Source organism: Caballeronia sp. LZ028 (assembly GCF_031451415.1).
Classification (GTDB): Bacteria; Pseudomonadota; Gammaproteobacteria; order Burkholderiales; family Burkholderiaceae; genus Caballeronia; species Caballeronia zhejiangensis.
Genome location: NZ_JARUXN010000002.1, coordinates 120,569 through 142,783 on the forward strand (window position 1 = coordinate 120,569; position 22,215 = coordinate 142,783).

Consider the following 22,215-nt stretch of genomic DNA (forward strand, 5'->3'; position numbering starts at 1 on the left):
CGATTAAATCGGCAGCATGATCGCCCCGGACGTTCCACCTAAAAAACTCAGAAAACCCTCCGAACGAGCGAGGCCCCCTCTGGCCTCCGCTCAACAGGAAAGAGAAAGCCCCGCGCAAAGCGGGGCACCCATCCTCTCAAACCTCCAACTGCTCCAGCACCTTCCCCTTCGTCTCGATCCCCATGAAATGCACCGCCGCCGCCGCGACGACCGGCACGACCGCGAGCGCATAGAACGCGATGTCCATGTTCCCGCCCATCAGCGTCTTGCCGACGAGCGCCGGCGCGAAGATCGCCGCGATCTTGAGCCATGCGCCACCGAGACCACAACCGAAAGCGCGGATACTCGTCGGATATAACTCCGGCGTATAAACATAAGCGGTGATAAACCCGCAAGCCATGAAGCCGAGCGCGAGCGCGCAGAACGTCGCAACCACATACACAGACTGCGCGACGAACACGCCCGCGCATACCAGCGACAGCGCGCACAACACGAACGACCAGTTGATGACCGGCTTGCGCCCGACCTTGTCGACGATCAGCGCGCACGTCAGCGAGCCGATCACGCCCAGCACCGACGCCGCCACCGCAAGATTCAGCGCAAGCTGCAGCGGCGCGTGATAAACCGTCTTGTAGATCGTCGGCAACCACGTCGAGAGACCGTACTGCAGCACGCCGCACGTCATCCACAGCAGCGCGACGGCGATCGTGCGCTTCAGATACGCCGGCCCGATCAGATCGAGACGGCGCCGCTTCGGATGCCGATTCGCCATCGCTTCGAATTCGGCGAGATTGCCGAGCGGCGGCAACGGCCGCTTGACGGTCGCTTCGAATGCGGAAAGCGCATCGCCCGCTTCCTTCATGCGGCCGCGTTCACCGAGCCAGCGCGGCGATTCCGGCACCAGCGCGCGCAACATGAAGAACAGCACGAGCGGAATGCCGCCGATGAAATACATCGCTTCCCATCCGAATCGCGGCACGATCCACGCGCCGAGCGCATTCGATGCAAGCAGGCCGATCGGAAACACGATCTCATACAGCAGCACGAAGCGCCCGCGTCCATGCGCGCGCGTGATCTCGTTGATGTACGTCGCCGCCACCGGCAACTCGCCGCCGAGCCCGAGGCCCTGCACGATGCGCAACGCGACGAACACGGCGAACGAAGGCGCGAAGCCGCATGCAATGCTCGTCAGTCCGATGATCCCCGAGCTCCACGCGATCGAACGCACGCGCCCGAAGCGTTCCGCAAGCGAAGGAAACAGGAATGCGCCGATCAATTGTCCGATCGATCCCGACGCGATCAGAAAGCCGACCTGTCCCGGCGTAAGCCCCCAACGCTGGATGAGCAGCGGCAAGGTCGCCGCGATGACGATGACATCGAAGCCATCGAAGAACGTCGCCGCGCCGATCAGAATCCGCGCGCGCACCTGCATCGCGTTGGCGGGCAGCCGTTCGATGCGCGCGATGATCGATCCCTTCGTGACCGCGTGAGCGGCCGCGCTCGCGTCCGCGACTGTCGTGGCCGTGCCGCCGTGCTCAACGGCCGTGTTGCTCATGCTCCTCATGCCTGCTCCCGTCAATGTGTTATGCGAGTGCCTTCGCCGTATCCGCGAGCGACGCGATATCGACCGCACGTCCCTGGCTCATCCATTTCTTCGCGACCTTCAGATCGCGCGTCGCGTTGATCGCGATGACGCCGCGCAATACATCGCCTTCGAAGAAGAAGAGCGATGCACGACGCGCGTCCAGATCGCCGCGCACGACAGGCGTCGCGCCCGGCGGAATGTCGCCGAGAATCTGCAGGTTCACGTCGTACTGATCCGACCAGAACCACGGAATCTCCGCATACGGCGTGCGAACGCCGAGCACGGCGCGGGCCGTCGCGATCGCCTGGTTCTGCGCGTTCGCCCACGATTCGAGACGCACGCGGCGCTTCAGCCACGCATTCGGATGATTGGCGACATCGCCGCAAGCGAACACATGTGCATCGTGGGTCGCGCCGAATTCATCGACGACGATGCCGTCGTTCACTTCGATGCCCGCGCTTTCCGCGAGCGCCGTGTGCGGCGCGAGACCGATGCCCGCGACGGCAAAGCCGGCGTCGATGAACGTGCCATCGGCCATCGAAGCGCGCACGCCGCCTTCGCAGTCTTCGAGCGATACGACCGATGCATTCAAACGCACATCGACACCGTTATCGCGATGCAACTTCAGCAGAAAGTCCGACACGCTCGCGGGCACCGAACGTCCGCACAGACGCGGCGCACCTTCGATCACGGTCACATCGACGCCGAGCTTCTTCGCGGTCGCCGCGACTTCAAGGCCGATCCATCCGCCGCCGATCACGAGCAGGCGCTTCGCATGACTCTCGCGCAGACGCTTGCCGATATGCACCGCATCGTCGAGTGTGCGCAGATAGGCAAGATGCGAAGTCTTCACGAGCGATGCCGGCAGACGGCGCGCCGCACCGCCCGTTGCGATGACAAGCCGGTCGTACTGCACTTCGCGTCCACTCGCGGTACGCACGATGCGCGCGTCGCGATCGATCGACGTCGCGCGTTCCGGCTGCCACGCTTCGACGTTCAACGCGGCGAATGCATCGTGATCGACGAGACGCACGGTTTCGATATCCGCTTCGCCCGCGAGCACGGCCTTCGACAACGGCGGGCGCTCATAAGGAAGATGAATCTCGTCGGCGATCATCACGAGGCGGCCATCGAAGCCCTCCTTGCGCAACGTCTTCACGATCCAGCCCGCCGCCTGTCCGCCGCCGATCACGACGACTGTCTGAAGATCAGCCATTTTTCCGCTCCGTCATGAACTTGCCTTCGGGCGCCTTCGCCTCTTTCTGGCGGCGCGTGTTGCCGTCGAGACCTCCATCGACGGCCCATTCCGCAAACACGGTCGGACCCGGCTCGAACTCGCGCGGCTGCCATTCGGGCGTGAGCACGTCTTCATCGGCGTAATACTCGATGAGACCGCCCGCCGGATTCTTGAAGTACCAGAAGTACGCCGACGAAACCGGATGACGTCCCGGTCCGAGTTGCGTGGTCCATCCGCAGCGGCTGATATGCAGGCCGCCGCCGAAGACTTCGTGGATGTCGCGCACCGTGAACGCGACGTGATTCAGGCCGCGTTTTCCATCGGGTAGTTGCAAGAGAAACAAATCGTGATGACCGCCATGCGGCGCGCAACGCATGAACGCGCCGCGTCCCGGATAGCGGTCCGATGTCTCGAAGCCGAGCAGCTCGTGATAGAACTTTTCCTGCTCCGCGACGCAGTTCGTGAAGAACACGACGTGTCCCACTTCGACGGGTTCCGCGCGCTCATAGACGGGGCTCGGCGTATCGATGCGCTGCGCGTTGCCCCACACGTTCGACAGTGAGCCCTTCACGTCGATGTCGCGCTTCTTCGTCACTTCCACACGAATCGCCATGCCGTTCGGATCGATGCAACCGACCGCATCGTCGGTTTCGATGTGACCGGGCTGGCCCGCGAAGCGTCCGCGCAATGCGTCGAGTTCGGCGCGCGTCGCGACGGACCACGTCACTTCGCGCAACGTCGGACCGCCTTCGAATGCGGGCGGCAGCGCGGGATCGTCGGCCAATGCAAGCAGCACTTCGCAGCCGTTGAGCGTTTCGAAACGCGCGCGCGCTTCATCGTGCGCGACTTCCTTCAATCCCCAGTCCGCGAAAAAGCGCCGGCAGGTGTCGAGATCGGTCACGCCGTAGGTGATGCGTTCAATGCCAAGGATCGTCATGGCAGCTCCTTCAGTTCGCCCACGGCAGCGGGGCATCGTTCAAGCCCCAGTACAGGCTCTTTTGCTGCATGTATTCGCGCAGGCCGAGACGGCCTTTCTCGCGTCCCATGCCGCTGTCTTTCCATCCGCCGAAAGGCGTCGAAATCGAAAACTGCTTGTACGTGTTGATCCAGACCGTGCCCGCGCTCAACGCGCGCGCGAGGTTCCATGCGCGCTTGTAGTCGCGCGTCCAGATGCCGGCGGCGAGACCGAACACGCTGTCGTTCGCTTGTTGCAACAACGCGGCTTCGTCGTCGAAGGGCAGGGCGGCAAGCACCGGGCCGAAGATTTCTTCCTGACACATGCGCGCATCGTTCGCGAGACCTTCGATGATCGTCGGCAGATAGAAGAAGCCTTTCTCGCGGCCATCGCCCGTCGGACGTTCGCCGCCGCATAACAGCGTGCCGCCTTCTTCGAGACCGAGCGCGACATAGCGTTCGATGCTCTCGCGATGCTGCGATGTGATGAGCGGACCCATCTGCGTGATTTCGCGCGTGGGATCGCCGACGCGCAGCCTGCGTGCGCGATCGACGAGACGCGACATGAACTCGCCGTACACCTTGCGTTCGACGAAGAGCCGCGATCCCGCGATGCACGATTCGCCCGATGAACTGAAGATGCCGTACAGCACGCCGTTCACTGCGTGATCGAGATCGGCATCGGCATAGACGATGGTCGGCGACTTGCCGCCCAGTTCGAGCGATACCGGCATCAGCTTTTCCGCGGCAAGACGCGCAATACCGCGACCGACTTCGGTGCCGCCCGTGAACGCGACCTTCTTGACGAGCGGATGACGCACGAGCGCATCGCCGATGACCGAGCCCTTGCCGGGCAACACGCTCACGACGCCTTTCGGCACGCCCGCTTCCTCGCAGATGCGCGCGAGCGCAAGCGATGCCAGCGGCGTCACTTCAGCGGGCTTCAGCACGACCGCGTTGCCGGCCGCGAGCGCAGGCGCGAGCTTTTGCGCATCGGATGCGATCGGCGAATTCCACGGCGTGATTGCCGCGATGACGCCGAGCGGTTCGTGCACGCTCATCGTCAGATAATCGCCGCGCGAAGGCGTGAGTTCTTCTTCGAGCGTTTCGAGGCACGCTGCGAAGTAGCGGAACGTGTTGGCCGCGCTCGTGACCAGGGCGCGCGTTTCGCTGATCGGCTTGCCGTTGTCGCGGCGCTGCAATTGCGCGAGCGCTTCATGACGCGCTTCGATCAGATTCGCGATGCGATGCAGAACCGCAGCACGCTGATGCGGCTTCAGTCCGGCCCAATCGGCCTGCCTGTAAGCGCGATCCGCGATCTCGACGGCTTCGCGCGCGTCGTCGGCATCGGCGGTGCTGATCTCCGCGTTGACGGATTGATCGGCGGGATAGATGCTCGCGTACTGATTGCCGCGCCCTTTGCGCCACTCGCCGCCGATATAGATATCGCCGGACGCTACGAGCGAAGTGTCGGGATGATTCATCTTTCTGAAGCTCCTTAGATGACGCAACGCGCGGCGCGATTGCGCAACGCACGGATTGCGCTGAATGCAGTCAACGCCGATGTCTTCGGATTCGACGGCAACGGCTTGCCGCACATTTCCAGCGACATCTCGCCGAACGCGCCGCGTGCGACGATGCGATGCACGTTGCGCTCGACAGCCGGATCGGCGATGAGACGCACGCGTGTGCCATCGAGCCCGAGTCCCGCCAACGCGATGGTCGCCGCGACGTTCGCGTTCTTCGGATAGAGACGCGCCGCATCGCGTGCAGTGCCTTCGAAGATGACCTTTTCTTCAGTCAGCGACTTCAGATCGCAGAGCGTTTCAGCAGGCGTGCCGAGCCAGCCGAGCGGCGGCTTGCGGCCGGTGTACTGCACGTCGTCCAGGCCGCCTTCCTTCGCGGCGGCGAGCGCATCGACGCCGCCGATCGCACCCGAGAGCAGCGTGATCGTGGCCGCGCCTTCATTGGCGGCATTGGCGAGGGCATCGAGCAAGCCGGCTTCCGACAGCGCGCCGATCGATGCGACCGCGCAATCCGTGCCCGACTTCAGCAACGGCACGACATGATCGACGAGCGCCGCATGTCCCGCGCATTCGAGCGCGAATTCCGGATGACTGGCGAGCGCATCGACGTGCGACACGACATCGACGTTATCGCCGAGCACGGCGCGCACGTTGTCGCGATCGCGTTCCGGCACGATCACATGCGAGATGCGAACGAGCGGATCGTTGTCGAGCGCGCGATACACCGCCGAACCGATCGCGCCGAAGCCGATCATCGCGATGTCGATCGCTTGCCGTGCATGGAGGGGATCACGCATATTCCGGCTCCTTCGGCTCTTCCTTCTTGACGGGCGGCCCGGCGAACGCGGTCGCGAACGAGCCGACCGACAGCATGTCCACTTCGACCAGCACCGGGCCATCGATCGCGAGCCCTTCGCGCACGATGTCATCGGCCTGATCGAGCGACGTGATGCGGCGATGCGCAAGGCCGAGACTCGCGCAGAACTGCGCGAAATTCGGCTGATGCAGATCGACGAACATGCGGCGTCCGCCGTAGTTCGCGTCCTGAATGTTGCGGATCACGCCGTAGCATTGATCGTTCATCAGCACGATCATGACGTTGGCCTTTTCCTGCACGGCGGTTGCGAGCTCGCCGACATTGACCATCAGACCGCCATCGCCGACGAGCGCGACCGTCTTCTTCGCCGCGCCCGAAAGCGCGGCGCCGATCGCCATCTGCATGCCTTGCCCGATGCCGCCGCCGAGCGCATGCACGCCCGCGCGCGGATTGAAAATCTTCAGCAGGCGATTGCCCCACGTGCTGTTGGAGATCGTGACGTCGCGGACCCAGTTGTAATCCCGGCCCACCGCGCGTTGCAGCGAATCGACGAGACGCTTGTACGGTCCAAGTCCCTTCGACACTTCCGCGACGGCCGTTTCGCGCGCTGCCGCGAGATCGCTCGCGAACGCGGCATCGATGCGGATGCGGCCTTCGAGCAGCGTCGCGAGTTCATCGAGCACGCGCGATGCATCGCCATGCACGAAGAGTTCGTTGGGATAGCCGCGGTTATCGGCGAGCGCATCGGCGTCGATGCGATAAAGCGGCTGCGGCAGCGCGAGCTTGTACTTCAGCGTTTCGTTGCCGCGCAGACGCGAGCCGACGACGACGAGCGCATCGCAGGTCTTGTAGAACGCTTCGACGGACGGATGCACGTTGAATGCGCCGAGCGTCGCCGGATGATCTTCCGGCAGCACGCCGCGACCTTGCACGCTCGTCACCACGCCGAAGCCGAGCTTCACGAGGCGCTCGACCGCGCCGCGCGCATGACGCGTGCCGCCGCCGAGCCATAGCAACGGACGCTTCGCGTTCGTGAGCGCATCGGCGAGCTGCTTCACGCGCAGACTGTCGTGCGTGAGCATGCCGACGTGCGGCGCGGCGAGATCGGCGGGCCATTCGATTTCAGCGGCCTGAATGTCGATGGGAATCTCGACGCTCACCGGGCCCGCAGGCGCAGTGAGCGCGACGCGCACGGCTTCGCGAATCGTCGGCAACGCGGTGTCCACGGTGCGTACGCGAAACGCCGCCTTGGAGATGGATTGCAGCATCGACAACTGATCGGGCGCTTCGTGGATATACGCGAGATCCTGATCGAGATACTCGGTTTCGATCTGCCCGGTGATATGCAGCAACGCCGTGCCCGCCGTCAGCGCTTCGACCATCGCGCCCGCTGCGTTGCCGGCAGCCGTGCCCGTCGACGTGAACGCGACGCCGAGTTCGCCGGATACGCGCGCGAGGCCGTCGGCCATGTTCAGGGCGCCCGCTTCGCCGCGCGCGCCGACATAGCGGATGTTGCCGCGACGCCCGATCGCATCGAGGATCGGCATGTTGTGAATCGAGATCACGCCGAACGCCGTGCGGACGCCGCATTGTTCGAGGAACGCGGCGATCAGTTCGCCGACCGTGGTTTTTTCAGACATGACGAGCAAAGCCTCCGGAAACATCGATATGGCTGCCGGTCGTGTACGACGACAGCGTTGTTGCGAGATAGAAGAGCGCCTGCGCCGCTTCTTCGGGCAAGCCGAAGCGGGCGAGCGGAATGTTTTTCTTGCGCGCGAGCTCGCCGGTCCATTCTTCCCAGCTTTGGCGCGTGGGGTTATCGGCGTTTTCGTTCAAGTAGTTCTGATAGCGACGCTTCCATTGCCCCGATTCGACGATGCCGATGAGAATCGAATTCACGCGGATGCGTTGCGGCGCGAGTTCCGTCGCAAGCGATTTCACGAGACTCAACACGCCCGCGCGCGCCGATGAAGTCGCGACCATATGCGGCTCTGGTTGCAGCGCGAGCAGCGAGTTCACGCAGACGATCGCGGGCGAAGGCGCATCTTTCAGCATCGGCAAGAAGGCGCGCGTCGGACGAATGATGCTGAAGTACTTCAGTTCCAATTCGTCGCGCCAGGCGTCGTCGGTGGTATCGGCGAATGTGGAGACGCGGCCCTGACCCGCGTTATTCACGAGCATGTCGACGCGGCCGAAGCGTTGCATTACCTGCGATGCGAATGCGTTCACTTGCTCCGCGTCGAGCACGTCGCAACGCGCGGCGAACAGTTGCGCTTGCGGGAATTCATCGGCGAGCGTTGCCTGCGCGCCTTGCAGACGTTCGCTGTCGCGCCCGCAAATGGCCACCGATGCGCCCGCTTGCAAGAACAACTTCGCCGTCGCGAGACCGATGCCCGACGAACCGCCGGTGACGACAGCGACCTGGTCCGAGAGATCGATTCGAATCATTGCAACCCCAGAGATTTCATGTAGCGGTTCGACGCGGAAGCACGCGCGCCCGGGCGATAGTTGAGACGCATCGAGAGCGCCTCGGCGGCTTCGCGAACCTTGTCGACGAGACCGCTGTCGAGCAACGCTGCGTCGATCTCGGGACGCGGAATCGTCGTCGTGATGACGGCGACGATGCGTCCCGTGTCGTTGCGAACGGGCGCGGTGACGACCGATATGCCGCGCTCGAACGACGACTGGCTTGTCGCGTAGCCGCGTTCGGCGTCTTCCTTCACGCGCTCGAAGAGCTCTTCGACCGTTTCGGGCGTGGACGTCGTGAAGCGTTCGAGATGCGCTTCCGGATAGAGCGCGCGCAGTTCATCGAGCGAAAGATCGCCCATCAGAACGTGGCCGTGCGTCGTCGCATGGGCGGGAAGGCGCGTGCCGACGTTCACCTTCACCGAACTGAAGATAGGCGCGTGACTCTGCGCTTTCGCGACGAACACGACATCGCGCCCATCGCGAATGAGAATGTGGCTCGTGAGACCGGTCGCGTCGCGCAATGCTTCGATGATCGGCAGGCCGAGATCGGTGAGTTCAAGCGAGCTCAGATATTCGAAGCCGAGACGCAGCACGGCGACGCCCAGCCGATAGTTGCGGTCCTTGTCCGCGCGCTCCAGAAAGCCGAGCGATTCGAGCGTCTGCAACAGGCGGAAAACCGTCGTGCGCGGAATGCCGAGGCGTCGCGACAATTCGGGCGCGCCAAGCACCGGTTCGCGCGGCGAGAACTCGGTGAGGATCTTCAATCCGCGTTCGAGTCCCGGCACGATGTAAGTCGGTTCGCCCTTGTCGGCTTCTTCCGTGGCGAGGGATGTCATTGCGGTACTCCGTCTTTCGTGTGGCATTCGATGCTTTCGCAAAACGCATCGATCAATGCGGTGTATGCAGCGGGTGATTCGACGTAGCCTGCATGGCCCGCACGCGGCATCACTTGCAGATTGACCCGCGCGGCCTGCGCGATGCGCTCGCATGCGTCGGGCGGCGTGATCGCATCGTCCGCGCCGACGGCGACCGCGATGCGTCCGTGAAAGCGCGCGATATCCGCTGCGAGATCGGCGTTGGCAAGCAGATGCGTCGCTTGCGCATAGCCTGCGGGGACGATGCGCGCCATGTTCCAGCGGACCCATTCGCGCGCTTCATCGTCGGCGTAGTGCGAAAGCATGTTGGCGCTGCGCTCGCGTGCGAGTCCTTGCGGGCCGAGTTCGTTCAGCATCTTCAAACGTGCATCGCGTTTCGAATCGCGCACTTCCTTCGATGCAGCGCCATAACCCGCAGCCGGCGATATCAGCAGCAGGCCCGCGACGCGCTGTGGCGTATGCACGGCGAATGATCCCGCGATGATCGCGCCGAGCGAATGGCCGACGATCACGCATCGATCGATATCGAGCGCATCGAGCCACGCGCGCAACGCTTGCCCGTAATCGAGCGCAAGCGGCGAATCGTTACGTATGCAACTAGATTCGCCATACCCCGGCGCGTCCCATGCGATGACACGCCGCTTCGCACCGAGCGCGCCGATCTGCCGGACCCACGACGCCGCGCCCGACCCGATCCCATGCAGCAGCACGACGGGCAGCGCGCGCCGATGCATCGCACCTGCCTCGCGATAACCCGTGATGCCGTGCGCGGTTTCGATATGCGTGTCGGGAAAGCACGCGAGCGTCTGGATGTTCATGCGAGCCTCAGCGCTTCAACTTCGCCAGCGGCGAATCCGGCGGATACGTCGGCGTGATGGGTTTCGGCGCGCCGAGCATCACGCACATCAGCGCGTCTTCCTCGCCGATGTTGATCTCCGTGCGATACACGCCCGGCGGCACGGAAATGAGATCGCGCTCGCCGAGCACGGCTTCCCACGTTTGTCCGTCCTTCTCGCAGACGACTTTCATCTTTCCGCGCAGCACGAAGAAAATCTCTTCTACGTCGATATGAATATGACTCGGCCCGATGTTGCCGGCGGGAATGACCATCGTCGAAAACGTGAAGCTGCCTGCGGGAATCGTGTTCATGTCCTTCGATACACCCGTGCCGCCCGTGCCGACATAACGCATCTGCGCGCGACGATACTTCGGGTCGTAGTCGGCCTGGAACTTGAGCGCGTCCCAGTCGTAACGGCGCGTTTCGAGGCGCGCGACGCGCGTGTCCATCCATTGTGCGAAGCTCGCTTCGGCGGGCTGATCCCACGACTTGCGTTCGATGTCTGCATCGGCCATTGCTTTCTCCAGGTTCCAATCAAATAGAGCGAATCAATTCATCACGAAGCCGCCGTTCACCGGCAGCAACTGGCCCGTTACGAAGCGCGCCGCATCCGAGAGCAGGAACAGCACGGGGCCGTTCACGTCGTCGGGGACTTGCGCGCGCGTCAATGCGCGGCCTTTGAGGTAATACTCGTGACGCTCGGCGGGCACATATGCGGTGGCTTCCACTTCGGTGAGGCCGGGCGCGATCGCGTTGACGGTCACGTTGTCCGCGCCGAACTCGCGGGCGAGCGAGCGCGTCATCGCGATCACCGCGCCCTTGCTCGCGACGTATGCGAGCAGCTTCGGCGCGCCCCACAGCGCCGTATCGGATGCGATGTTCACGATCGCGCCGCGTCCCGAATCCTTCAGATGCGGCAGGCACGCGACGCTCATCAGCCAAGTGCCGCGTACGTTCACGTTCATCACCGCATCCCATGTTTGCGGTGTGAGCTCGCTGGCGGACTTGCCGCCCGAGTTGGTGATCGCGGCGTTGTTGATGAGCGCATCGAGACCGCCCAACGCATTCGTGCCTTGTTCGACGAATTCGGCGATGCTTCGCGGTTCGTTCAGATCGAGCGGGAAGAAGTGCACGTCACGCAGTTCGCGCGCAAGTGCTTCGCCTTCTTCGCTAAGCACATCGCCGAACGCGACGTGCGCGCCTTGCCCGACGAGCGCGCGCACGAAGGCCGCGCCGAGTCCGCGAGCGCCGCCGGTCACGATCACGCGACGGCCGTCGAGCGCTTTCGACGCATCACGCATGAGCGTGCTCCGTGTTCTTCGGCAATGCTTCGAGCGCGGCGAGATGTTGCTGCGCGCGCTGCTTCAACATGCGACGCACGCGCGTCATGCCGACATCGTGCTGATAGAGGAATTCGTGATCGCGTGCGTTCGGCGCCAGGCTTTCGAGCACATAGCGGTCTTGTTCGAGCACGGCCCAGTGCAGTCCTTCGAGACGATTGCGATACAGGAAGCGCCACGCATCGCGCTGCCATCCGGAGACCTTGCGCGTGCGCCAGAAGTAGACCTGGCAGTTGTCGTTGTCGACGGGCGTAGCAAAACCGATGATCCCGAAGTTGCCGCCGGGCCCGAACTTCTTCTTGTACGGAATCGCGAGGCGCATCCACAGGCAGCCGGTTTCGCCGAGCTCCACCCAGTCGAAGTTCACGTCGCGCTGATTGACCTTCTCGAACATCAAGCCAGTTTCGGTCTTGCGCACGCGCATGTCGGCCTGCTTGTCGCCCTCGGCCATCGAATGCGATGTCGCGTGCAGATACGCGCCGTGCATCGGGTCCATCACGTTGTCGATCGCGTACTGGTAATTGCACTTCCAGTGCGACATGCACAGGAAGCTCGCGTATTCCTCGGCGACGAGTTCTTCGGGCAGCACGAGCGGCGCGGGTTCCTTGTTGGCGTCGTCGCCGAACCAGAGGAAGATCGCGCCCGCGCGTTCTTCGACGGGGTACGACTTCACGCACTTCTGGCCTTCGAGCGGGCACGCGGACACGGCGGGCACTTTCTGCACAGTGCCGCCGCCATCGACTTCGATGCCGTGATACCAGCACGCGACGCTGCCGCCGAGATTCCAGCCGAGCGACAGACGCGCACCGCGATGCGGACAGCGATCTTCGAGCGCATGCACTTTGCCTTCGTTGTCGCGCCAGAGCACGATCTGATCGCCGAGTCGCGTCAAGCCGATGGGCGCATTCGCCACTTGCCAGCTCGGCGCCACGGGATACCAGTAATTGCGCAAGCCGCGATCGAGATAGGCCTGAACGGGATCGGCGGCGGTTGTTTGCTGAGGGGACGTCATGGGAAGAAGCTCCTTCTTTATTCGGCGAGCGTGCGCAGTTCGGCGGCGAGGCGGTCGGCGGTCCATGCGGTGCCTTCCGGCGTGCGGAAACCGTCCTTGTTCAAGCCCGCGACCACCTGTTCCAGTTCCAGCGCGCCCGCTTCGAAGACGCGTTCGAGCGCATCGCCGAAGTCGTTTTCGTATTGCGTCGGCTCGGCCTTGCGCGTCTGCCAGATGAAGTTTTCAGTCTCGCCCGGCTTTTCGATCACGCCCTTGCCGGCGACGTTGTTCGGCTGCGGCGCGAGCCACGGCTTGAGATGCGGGTTGAAGTTCACGACTTTTTCCATGTCACGCCACCTTGATCTGAATTTCCTCGCCGGCGAGGCGCACCGAATACGTCTTCAGGTCGCGGCCGCCGGGCTCTTTCAGGCATTTGCCCGTGGGGATGTGAAACACCGCTTCGTGCAGCGGACATTCGACGGTGTCGCCATCGACGAAGCCTTGCGTCAGCAACGCATATGCGTGCGGGCAGACGTTCTCGAGCGCATATAGCGCGTCGCCCACTTTGTAGATTCCGATTTCCGCGCCGTCATCGAGCTTGAATTCGATTGGTGCGTCTTCCGACAGATCGCCGGCATGCCCGGCGCAGCGCCATTGTTCAGACATCTTTCACCCTTTCCTCTGGTTCGTCTGTGTTCCACTAAAGGAACAACAGTTCGTGTATGGTGATTATAGGAGTCGACTGGCTTGGAAAAAATATAAAAGTAGATATCTAGGTGAAAACACTTAAGTCGACGCGGTTCAAAGCTCGCGGATGAAGTAAGAACGCCCGTTTGTCATTGATCCGTAAGCCCTTTTGCCCGGCAGAATGCGCCGTGTCCGCGTCGTCTCAGGGTCTACCCGGCTTCATCACAAATTTATTTTTTTGGCGCGGGAAAGCTCACTATACTTTCCATAGGCAGGACGTTGATCCATATATGGAACGTAAGCGAGTGGCGGGACGTCTTGCTGGGGAAGGGCCATAACTGCGATCAGCAGGAACAGGAAAGCGGGCGAGGCCCGCGCTCGAACCACACGATCAGGAGAACGAAGGGTGAAGCACATCATCGCAGCGGGGCTCATCGGGGCCGGGGTCGCGACCGGCGCGGCCGCGCAAAGCACGGTCACGCTCTATGGCAGTCTCGATGCCGGCATCGCGTATATCAACAACGTCGGCGGCCATCCGAAGTGGATGGAGGAGCAGGGCAACATGCAGCCGGATCGCTGGGGCTTTCGCGTGGTCGAGGATTTGGGCGGCGGGCTCGAGACCGTCGCGCAACTCGAGAACGGCTTCTACACGAACACGGGCAACTTCGCGAAGGCGGGCACGCTTTGGAATAGGCAGGCGTATCTCGGGCTCGAGCAGGAAAACGTCGGCACGCTGACGCTCGGTCATCAGACGCCGTTCAGCTTCGACATGCTCGGACCGCTATCGACCGCGTATCTCGCGGCGAGCTGGTACGCGTTTCATCCGGGCAACATCGATCAATTGGCGGATACGGGCGTGGTGCCCTACGACAACTCGGTGAAATTCCGCTCGGCGAACTTCTATGGCTTCTCTGCGGGCGCGATGATGGGCCTCGGCAACACGACGAACTTCTCGACGGGCCGCAACTACGGCTTCGGCATTACGTATGCGAACGGTCCGTTCAAGGCGGCGGCCACGTATTCGAACGAGCACAATCGCACGCCCGCGATCGCGACGACCGGTCTGACGACGTTTCAGGGTCAGCCGGCGGCGACTTACATGGCGGACAAGCAGGAGGAGATGGGCGCGGGTGCGTCGTATGAGATCGGCAAGTTCGTCGTGCATGCGCTTTATACGCGCGTGAAGCTGCAATCGAACGGGCAGTCCGATACGTTTCAGTCATACGATGCGGGGTTGACCTTTAAACCGGTCGCGTGGAACTGGATCGCGGGCGGCGCGGCGACGACGACGTTCGCGGGCGGACGATGGACGCAGTTCGAAATCGGCGATATCTATATGTTGTCGAAGTCGACGCAGCTTTATGTCAATGCGCTTTATGAGCATGCTACTGGGGGGGTGAAGGCGGCTTTCTTTACCGCTGGGGTGTCGAGTACGGCGAATCAAGTCATCGTGCTGGCGGGGATTCATCACTCGTTTTGATTTTTTGGTTTTGGTTTTGGTTTTCGCCGGATCCCGTATTCGCGTCGGTCTATTGGCGCTGCCCCTGTGCGGGGCGGCGCCTACTTTCTTTGCAAAATTAACCATTACCACGGAAATGGTACGGTCCGTCAGAATCTGGATTGGGCGGCGATGCGCGGCTCGCGCAGCGGCCCGAACCCGGCACGCTTCGACGGGCACATCGAGCATCTCCTCGCGAACCGATGAAGGCGAAGCCGACCCGCTCAACCTTGCTTTCCATCGCAGAGTGCGAAGTTGCGGGTTGTGTCGCGTGTGCGCCAGCGGCAGCATGCACAGTTCAAGCGATCGTTGTTGACGGTAACGCCATTCTGAACGTCAACAGCTCGGGCGCGAGCGACGAGCGCGCGGTCACGGTTGGCGCTTCCTCGACGACCGCAACTGTGACCATCAGCAAGCTATCGATTAAGGGGAACGTGCGGACCTACCCAGGCGACACGCAATATCCGATTGGGCTTATCAATCTTCAAGCGGGGGCCGTGGCACTCGCTGATGTCGCGGGCAACGATTTCAGTGTGCCCGCTATGCCGTTCGGAATTGAGCTATCGACAGTACGACAGCGGTAGCGCCATTTCAGTCCTTCGACAGCGGGAACCGGCTGCCCGGGCAGCGCGTATTGCGAGGCACGGCTCCGCCGACCTCCGGAACGTGGGTCATCGGTGACACCATGACCAATAGCAACCCAGCCGGAACAGCCGTCGCCGGGTGAACCTGCACCGCAGCAGGCACGCCGGGAACGTGGAAGGCTTTCGGAGCGCTCTCGTAAAGCGTCGCTCTGCTATGTGCATCCGCTACGCCGCAGCTCTGCTAGCCGCGCTTATTTTTCACAGGTGCACGCTCGTCTACATAGAAGCGATCACAACACCATCGCCAATACGGGCGGACACGGCGGCGTGCAGTTACCTGAGCATGAAAGCGGCTCGAACTCGATCGATCGGCTCATCCACCCGCAGCAACGCTAACCCCAAGGACACAAAGCAATGAAGGTGCATATCGAGAACCAGGGCAGTTTCAGATATTCGGGTCATCGTGGACGGTGACACGCTGAACGATTCGACGCTCACGCCGGGAGAGGCGGAAGTCTACGCGACGGAACCTGAAGGCGTCGTTCAGTTGCGCGAGTTGGGCGGTGGCGAGGCGCAAGACGAAGCGAGCGAGGACGTCGAGCGCGCATAAGTAGAGGCCCGCGCCAGGCGGGCCTTATGGGTGCTCGTCGCGAAGGTCGAGCCGCGCATCGACGCTCGACCATTTCCCTTACCCCACCGAGCCGTGATCCTCGTAAGCGATCAGACGGCTGCCACACGCGGTCAAATGTCCGTCGAGTGCGACGCCATTGCCGTTCGTGTCGGTCAACCTGTCCGAGCATTGAATAATAGGGTTGGTGCCGTGTTCCGGGCACGTCACCAAATCACCCATGCGAGCCACCCCGCGCCCCTTGATGTCCATCGTGTCGGAGCCCGTGATGATGCGCCCGCCGTGGGTGGTTGCGTCGCCTACGCATGCAATTGAGGTCATTTCAGAAACTAGAAGTTAGTCGATTCTCAAACCGCTACGACCCAATATATTTGTATCTCAAGCGCATCTGAGCGTGGTCTCGTTGGATTTCGACTTGGAGAATTGGTTCTTGGGGCTTGCCATCTGACCAGAGCACTGCTTCCACTCCCCATGCTTCACCACCATTCATCTCAAAAACATCAATGAAGCGCCGGGAGCCTCGCTGCTCTATAAATGCTCGGTCGAGTGGTGCTACACCGATCCGTGGGTTATCCAAGAAGTACTCTGCCAACGTTTCCTTGATTTCCTCAAGAATGGGCATCGTTACGTCGAACTTTGCTTGAAGTGTTTGAGCATCTTGAGCATTGATGGCCTCGATGAATTCGGTGATAAGTAAGTAAGCTTCATCGTTGTTCAACTTGGTCATTTAGATCTACCTCGCTTTGATGGTGTGGTTGTTCTGGCTCCCGCGCTGGCACCTATCCCGGAGAAGTAACTTCTCGCTTTCAAGACCGCGCATTTTGCGGCTTTGGAACTTAGCCCGGCGGCTTTCAATGAATTGAAGGCAACTACAGTCTCGCTTCCAAGTGTACCGCCTAGCGATGCCCGGTCTTGCGCGCGGTTCGCGTTGTAGTGCGGTGTCCCCCGGGTCGTTCCGTCTTGATTTCGCCCCTGCAGACTGATCGCGGGGGCGTCGTTATAGTTGTAGCCCGACATGCCATTGACTGCGGCGTCCTGATAGATGTGATGCGAGTCTTGCAACCCGCCAACCCTTCTGAGATCTCCGTGACGCCCCGTTTGGACACCCTCGTTCTCAAGTATCTTCTCGCAATCATCGGGACACGGACATGTCGTTAAGCCAAGAGGCTCGATCCATCGAACCGGGTTCGGCGCGTATTGATATACCTGGCTGCACCGTGCGATCGCTGGAATTCAGCAAATGCACCTCAACGACGACGCGCGCCGGGTGGTCGCGGAACGGCTTTTCTAGCTGCCGGCAGACTGACAGCCGCCGCTGCGTTTCTCCCCGATCGGGGAGAAACGGGTAGCCGCGCGTTGGTCGATTCCGAGCTTTAGAGGCCAGAAACAACAAGGGCCGCTCACGCGGCCCCAAGATGCTTCCCTCATCGTTATCCCGGTCGACCGGGCGTAGTCAGAAAGGCTGCGAAGCTATCAGCAATCGCTGACGCTTGCCCTGTCTCGTGCGACCAAAGAACTACAACAGGCTCTCCGGCATCGCCAAGCGTTCCATAGTCGAAGCAGTAGTAATCCCCCGTTCCGAATTCCGCAAACGGTAGCAACTGAGAGAGGTCGATAGAGCTACCTGAGAAGTTGTCTCGCCACTCTTGCCAATCTTCTTTGAAGTGACGAACTATCGACTCCCACGTTTTGCGGGGATCGCGTGCATCGAATACAGGAAACACAACCAAAGCACCCAATGCTTTGCCGTTGTTGTCCAGAAGCCAATCCGAGAACGACTTAGGCAAGCGTCGCGCCAATTCCGTCTCAGCTGCATGGATCGCATCTACTGTTGTGCCTATCACTCGCGCTTTAGCCATCATTTCTCGCTTAGGGTAAAGAGCCCGCCTTCGGGAGACTCAACTTGCCGGTCCCAGGCGACCCAGAACTCGGCATCTTTGCCGACCAGCACCCATTCCGCTTGCGCCAATAGCGATGCTGAATGCCTCGATGGTCTGCCGCCAACATCGGGTCAGCATGCGAATAATCGTAACCGGAGTCATTTTCGAAACGAGGTCTGTGTGCAAGTTCATACCCCGGTGGTGCCTTGATATTGGCTTGCTGGCCAGCATCAACTCTACGTGCCTGATTTTGGAGCCAACCACGCATTGAACTTGGCGTATTCGGATCGTTCATGACATCTCGCCAGCGAGCATCCGGATCTACGTACGGCTCCCCACAGCAACAAACCTTTGCCAACCCTAGCGGATCGATCCACTGTGTCGGGTTCGGCGCGTACTGATATAGGTTTGTTCCGCCTGCAAGACCGATAGGGTCTTGCGTGATGAACCGTCCCGTCGCCGGATCATAGTACCGATGCCGATTGTAGATCATTACCGCCGAGTAGACATACAAAGGGCCGCGTATGCGGCCCTTTGTTCATAACTCTTTTCTCAGAAATTCTTTCAGCTCCACCTCCGAGAATTCAAACTCAGGCCCCGCATCCATTCCTTTAAGATAATTCACTACGCGTTCTAAGCGAGGATCATCAAAGGAGTGGTCCAAATAAAACTCGTACGCATAGCGCGCGACCTTGTCTGGAGCGTAACCCTCCACCGTGATAAGGAAATGCAGACCATTGAGAAATTGAGCTTTCATGTCAGACACGATCGTTTCTCCTTATGGGCATCTCGACGTGGCTCTGCCAGAAGCTGTAGCTTTGCCTTGATCAAGGTCCGCTTTTGTCGGTGGGTAGTGCGGCAAGTCTAGTACCTCACCATTGTCCATCTTGGGATGAACTCGGTTGACCTCTCCAGCTTGGTTATATGTCTCTTCCCACGACCGAACTTGCCCCGTTCCAGGATTCCATTCAGTTACGTGCGAACGTCCACGAGTGGGACCCGGATTTAGAGCGGGGACTTCAGCATCGTAATACCTAATTCTCCCGTCCGGGAGTCGCCGTGTATTAGCGGCACTTCCCTGTGCTTTTTGGAGCGCGCGCAACTTACGTGCGAGTTTGTTTGCTGGACTGTCGCATCTAAGTCCAAGCGGATCAATCCACTGCACCGGGTTAGGCGCATATTGATAGACGTTGATGCCGCCCGCAAGCCCGATGGGGTCTTTCGAGATGAACCGTCCCGTCTGCGGATCATAATACCGATGCCGGTTGTACGTCAGCCCCGTCTCGTCGTCCGCGTACTGACCTTGGAACCGGATAGCGTTATCCGCTTCGGCCGGATCCGTCTTGCCATAGGGCGTTGGTTTCCTTCCACCCCACGCCCTATACCGCGCCAGCCACACAACCTTACCCGACTCGTCGAGCAACTCCTGCGGCGTGCCAAGGTGGTCATTCTGATAGAACAGCGTCGCATGACGGCTCTTCGCCGGAACCTGAACAAACCCACCATCGGTGCCCGTCGCGAGAAACGCGGGTTCGACCAGCTTCTCATCGAGACGAGCGAGCGGCACGAACGTCCCCGGTTCGTGCAGATAGAGCGACGCCCGCGTCCACTGATGGCTCACGTCCAACGTGTGCATGCGCTGCGCGACCGGCAGCGAATACGCGTCCTGCTCATCTTCCCGCACCGTCTGATAAGCGGCATTCGCGGACTTGCGCTCGCGTCCATACTCGCGCGGCAGCTCGTCAAAGCGCTCTTCCATGAGCAGCACATCGCCGTCCCATGTGAAGACGGTTAGCTCGGTTGCGCCTGTCGCGCCTCTGACTTCCTTCGCCACGCGCCGCCCGAACGCGTCGTAGGTATAGCTTGCGGCAACATCGAACGGCGCAGTGCCAGAAATCCAGGTAGTAGAACCATCCGTGCTCCTCTCCCGGCGGTCGATCTCGTTCGCCGCTGGCGGCTTCGCGTAGCGCTTGGCCTCCGTCAGCCGGTTCTGCTGGTCGTAGGCATAGACCCACGTCACGCCATTAGGCTCGGTCTTGCGGCTCAGGTTGCCGCGCTCGTCATACGCGTAGTGCGTGCGGTTCAACTCCTTCAGCACATTGCCGATGCACTTCGGCAATGACTGTTCCCATGCATGAAGCTTCTTATCATCGTCGGAGCGGCGTTGATCCCACTGTGAGCGCGCCGGCTTGCCCGGATTCGCGCGCAGCCACGCTTCATCTTCGGCGCGTTCCCGCGCGTGCCGCTCGGCGCGCTCTGCGTCCGTCTCCACGACCGGGCGCGGCGGAACCTTCTCCGGATCGACAGGATTGCCCGCCGGATCGAACGCAAAGATTTCGGTCAGATCGGGCGTCACCGACTTGAGCAAGCGCCCGAGCGGGTCATAGGTATAGTCGGTTACGCCGCGCGCGTGATCCTCGATACGCGTCAGGTGGCCCGCCGCGCTGTACTGATACGTGCGCCGTGCAAGCACATCGAGCAGGTTGACGCTCGTCGCATGACGCACCGACATCTGCGCGAGCCGTCCCACGCGGTCATACTCGCGCGTCTGCGTGAAGCTGCGATGCGTGCGCTTCACCTCCCGATGCAGCTTGTCGCGCTCGAAGTCCACCAACGGCTTGCCGTCGACGAGAACGCCGTGAACGTGGCCGGAACCATAGCGCAGCCAGTCGACCGTGCGCGTATTCGGCAAGGTGGTCTTCGTGCGATTGCCGAGCACGTCGTATTCGTGACGCGTGACGGTCGAATAGCTGCCCCGGAAAGACGGATGAACGTGCTGCTCTTCCGCGAGCAGGTTATCGGCATCATCGTAATGAAGACGCGTCACGGCGCCGCCGCCCTTGGCGGTGACGAGCCGCCCGCGGGCGTCGTAATAGAACTGCTCGATGGCGGCGTTGCCGATCTTGCGCGCGAGCAATCGGCCCATCGGATCGCGCTCGTAACGCGTCTGGACCCCGGCTTCGGTCGAGGCCGCGAGCCGTCCGGCGTCGTCCCATTCGTAGCTGATGCTGCGCCCATCGAAGCCGGTCTGTTCGATCAACTGCCCGAGCGCGTCGTAACGGAAGGTCGTCGACTCGTTGTTTTCGTTGCGCAGCGAGGCGAGCCGGCCCTGCTTGTCATAGCCGTAGCCGATCCATTGGCCCAAGGTTCCGGGAACCACGATCGTGCGGCGAGAGTGCAACTCATTGAGCTGACCGTACCCGTATAGCGTCTCCGTGCCCGCGCCGTCACGGTACGTCAACAGGTTGCCGTTGCCGTCCCATGTGAACTTTTCTTCCGTGCCGTCCGCGCGCGTGATGCGCTGAATCTGGCCGCGCGCATCGCGCCGGTAGACCGTTTCGTTGCCTTCTGCATCGGTCACGCGCGACAGATGCCCGCGCTCGTCGTAGGAATACAGCGTCGCGTTGCCCGAGCAGTCGGTCGCCCTCATGAGACGGCCGCCGTTGTCATAGTCGAACTGGCGCGCGCCGCCCTTCGGATCGGTCAGCGAAATCAGCCGTCCGCGTGCGTTCCACGAATATTGGGTCGTTCGGCCCGCCGCGTCGGTGACGGCAACCGGTCGGCCGAGCGCGTCGTAATCGGTCGTGCTCACGTCGCCGGTCGGACTCGTCACCTTCACCGGCAAGCCCGCGTCGTTGTACTCGGTGCGCGTGGTCTGCGAGAGGGCGTCGGTGACGGCGCTTACACGTCCTTGCTCGTCGTATTCGAAGCGTTGCACCTGACCGAGCGCGTTCTTCGTGCTGACGAGCTGATTGTTCTCATTCCAGTTGAACGCATCGCTGGTTCCGTCCGGATGCTCGACCAGAATGATGCGGTTGTGCTGGTCGTATCGATGGATCGTGGCGTTGCCTTCGCTGTCCGTGACCTTGGTGTACCAGTGCTCGCGGTGATATTCGAAGCGCGTGTCCTCTTTCGGGGCCAGCGCGTGAACGTTCATTTCGCGGTCGAGGATCGTGTCCTTGGCGATCCACGTCCGCACGCAGCGCGATTGCGCGGACGTTGCCGCGCTTCGGCCCAACGCGTCCCATTCGAGATTGGCCGGGTTGCCGTTGAAGTCCGTGTAGCGCGTAAGGAGGTGATGCTGATAGACATACGTGCGCGCGTGATGAAGTACGTCGCGGTGCTCGATCAGATCGCCTTCTGGACTGTACGTGTACTGCGCGATCGCCTCGTCGCGGCTGCCGTGCAAGCCGACCCGATGAATTGCCGCCACGCGATACGGCGCGTTCTTGACCGGCTCGCCGTTCGGATAGGCGTGCCAAAGCTGCATGCCGGTCGGCTCCTGCTTCGGCATGAGCGGCAGCGC

At 61.7% G+C, this 22,215-nt stretch carries 22 protein-coding genes and 1 pseudogene; 2 read left to right on the forward strand and 21 right to left on the reverse strand.

Annotated features, from left to right (window positions below; genetic code table 11):
• Positions 1-136: 136 nt before the first annotated feature.
• Genes QCE58_RS15195 through QCE58_RS15260 form a run of 14 tightly spaced genes read right to left on the reverse strand, consistent with a single transcriptional unit; the run spans position 137 to position 13,298 of the window.
• Positions 137-1,555, reverse strand: a complete 1,419-nt coding sequence (locus tag QCE58_RS15195) for an MFS transporter (RefSeq protein WP_008346015.1) — start codon at positions 1,553-1,555, stop codon at positions 137-139.
• A 28-nt stretch (positions 1,556-1,583) separates the two neighbouring features.
• Positions 1,584-2,801 carry an NAD(P)/FAD-dependent oxidoreductase gene (locus QCE58_RS15200; protein WP_250437497.1) on the reverse strand — a complete coding sequence of 406 codons (1,218 nt, stop codon included), beginning with the start codon at positions 2,799-2,801 and terminating at the stop codon, positions 1,584-1,586.
• The gene (locus QCE58_RS15205; protein WP_008346011.1) at positions 2,794-3,759 is read right to left on the reverse strand and encodes a VOC family protein; all 966 of its coding nucleotides are present in this window, start codon (positions 3,757-3,759) and stop codon (positions 2,794-2,796) included. Before QCE58_RS15205 ends, QCE58_RS15200 begins: the two co-directional genes overlap by 8 nt.
• A gap of 10 nt (positions 3,760-3,769) precedes the next feature.
• Positions 3,770-5,260 carry an aldehyde dehydrogenase gene (locus QCE58_RS15210; RefSeq protein ID WP_250437496.1) on the reverse strand — a complete coding sequence of 497 codons (1,491 nt, stop codon included), beginning with the start codon at positions 5,258-5,260 and terminating at the stop codon, positions 3,770-3,772.
• A gap of 14 nt (positions 5,261-5,274) precedes the next feature.
• Positions 5,275-6,099, reverse strand: a complete 825-nt coding sequence (locus tag QCE58_RS15215; RefSeq protein WP_008346008.1) for an aspartate dehydrogenase — start codon at positions 6,097-6,099, stop codon at positions 5,275-5,277.
• Positions 6,092-7,759 (reverse strand): thiamine pyrophosphate-binding protein, encoded by a 1,668-nt coding sequence (locus tag QCE58_RS15220; RefSeq protein WP_250522382.1) that lies wholly within the window; start codon positions 7,757-7,759, stop codon positions 6,092-6,094. Before QCE58_RS15220 ends, QCE58_RS15215 begins: the two co-directional genes overlap by 8 nt.
• Entirely contained in the window at positions 7,752-8,567 is an 816-nt protein-coding gene (locus QCE58_RS15225; protein WP_250522381.1) for an SDR family oxidoreductase, read from the reverse strand. Before QCE58_RS15225 ends, QCE58_RS15220 begins: the two co-directional genes overlap by 8 nt.
• Positions 8,564-9,424 (reverse strand): IclR family transcriptional regulator, encoded by an 861-nt coding sequence (locus QCE58_RS15230; RefSeq protein ID WP_250503776.1) that lies wholly within the window; start codon positions 9,422-9,424, stop codon positions 8,564-8,566. The genes QCE58_RS15225 and QCE58_RS15230 overlap by 4 nt, the downstream gene beginning before the upstream one ends.
• Positions 9,421-10,281, reverse strand: a complete 861-nt coding sequence (locus QCE58_RS15235; protein ID WP_175980343.1) for an alpha/beta fold hydrolase — start codon at positions 10,279-10,281, stop codon at positions 9,421-9,423. The genes QCE58_RS15230 and QCE58_RS15235 overlap by 4 nt, the downstream gene beginning before the upstream one ends.
• 7 nt (positions 10,282-10,288) lie before the next feature.
• Positions 10,289-10,816, reverse strand: coding sequence for a cupin domain-containing protein (locus QCE58_RS15240; RefSeq protein WP_008345999.1), 528 nt, complete (start codon positions 10,814-10,816; stop codon positions 10,289-10,291).
• A gap of 33 nt (positions 10,817-10,849) precedes the next feature.
• Complete coding sequence (locus QCE58_RS15245; protein WP_008345996.1) at positions 10,850-11,602, reverse strand: SDR family oxidoreductase; 753 nt, start codon at positions 11,600-11,602, stop codon at positions 10,850-10,852.
• On the reverse strand, positions 11,595-12,653 hold the full coding sequence (locus QCE58_RS15250; protein WP_250522380.1) for an aromatic ring-hydroxylating dioxygenase subunit alpha: 1,059 nt from the start codon (positions 12,651-12,653) through the stop codon (positions 11,595-11,597). The genes QCE58_RS15245 and QCE58_RS15250 overlap by 8 nt, the downstream gene beginning before the upstream one ends.
• A gap of 17 nt (positions 12,654-12,670) precedes the next feature.
• Positions 12,671-12,979 carry a recombinase-like helix-turn-helix domain-containing protein gene (locus tag QCE58_RS15255; protein ID WP_175980345.1) on the reverse strand — a complete coding sequence of 103 codons (309 nt, stop codon included), beginning with the start codon at positions 12,977-12,979 and terminating at the stop codon, positions 12,671-12,673.
• 1 nt (position 12,980) lies between these two features.
• Positions 12,981-13,298 (reverse strand): non-heme iron oxygenase ferredoxin subunit, encoded by a 318-nt coding sequence (locus tag QCE58_RS15260; RefSeq protein ID WP_008345991.1) that lies wholly within the window; start codon positions 13,296-13,298, stop codon positions 12,981-12,983.
• A gap of 427 nt (positions 13,299-13,725) precedes the next feature.
• On the opposite strand from QCE58_RS15260, the gene QCE58_RS15265 reads away from it, so the two are divergent.
• Both QCE58_RS15265 and QCE58_RS15270 read left to right on the forward strand, forming a co-directional pair.
• A complete protein-coding gene (locus QCE58_RS15265; protein WP_250522379.1) occupies positions 13,726-14,799 on the forward strand; it encodes a porin in 1,074 nt (357 codons plus the stop codon).
• Between the two features lie 1,065 nt (positions 14,800-15,864).
• Positions 15,865-16,011 carry a hypothetical protein gene (locus tag QCE58_RS15270; RefSeq protein WP_175980346.1) on the forward strand — a complete coding sequence of 49 codons (147 nt, stop codon included), beginning with the start codon at positions 15,865-15,867 and terminating at the stop codon, positions 16,009-16,011.
• 78 nt (positions 16,012-16,089) lie between these two features.
• Here the strand turns inward: QCE58_RS15270 and QCE58_RS15275 are convergent, their stop codons facing one another.
• The 7 genes and pseudogenes from QCE58_RS15275 to QCE58_RS15300 all read right to left on the reverse strand — a co-directional run.
• The gene (locus QCE58_RS15275; RefSeq protein WP_175980347.1) at positions 16,090-16,350 is read right to left on the reverse strand and encodes a PAAR domain-containing protein; all 261 of its coding nucleotides are present in this window, start codon (positions 16,348-16,350) and stop codon (positions 16,090-16,092) included.
• Between the two features lie 34 nt (positions 16,351-16,384).
• Positions 16,385-16,756, reverse strand: a complete 372-nt coding sequence (locus tag QCE58_RS15280) for a hypothetical protein (RefSeq protein WP_175980348.1) — start codon at positions 16,754-16,756, stop codon at positions 16,385-16,387.
• Positions 16,757-17,459: 703 nt separating this feature from the next.
• Complete coding sequence (locus QCE58_RS15285; protein ID WP_250520172.1) at positions 17,460-17,891, reverse strand: SMI1/KNR4 family protein; 432 nt, start codon at positions 17,889-17,891, stop codon at positions 17,460-17,462.
• Positions 17,892-17,898: 7 nt separating this feature from the next.
• Positions 17,899-18,204, reverse strand: coding sequence for a polymorphic toxin type 8 domain-containing protein (locus QCE58_RS34095; protein ID WP_409014131.1), 306 nt, complete (start codon positions 18,202-18,204; stop codon positions 17,899-17,901).
• A 53-nt stretch (positions 18,205-18,257) separates the two neighbouring features.
• Positions 18,258-18,399: pseudogene (locus tag QCE58_RS34100) on the reverse strand (RHS repeat-associated core domain-containing protein); the annotation flags it as partial.
• Between the two features lie 48 nt (positions 18,400-18,447).
• Positions 18,448-18,675, reverse strand: a complete 228-nt coding sequence (locus QCE58_RS15295; protein ID WP_250520170.1) for a hypothetical protein — start codon at positions 18,673-18,675, stop codon at positions 18,448-18,450.
• A gap of 12 nt (positions 18,676-18,687) precedes the next feature.
• The coding region (locus QCE58_RS15300; RefSeq protein WP_309779825.1) for an RHS repeat-associated core domain-containing protein at positions 18,688-22,215 on the reverse strand (3,528 nt) is incomplete at its 5' end.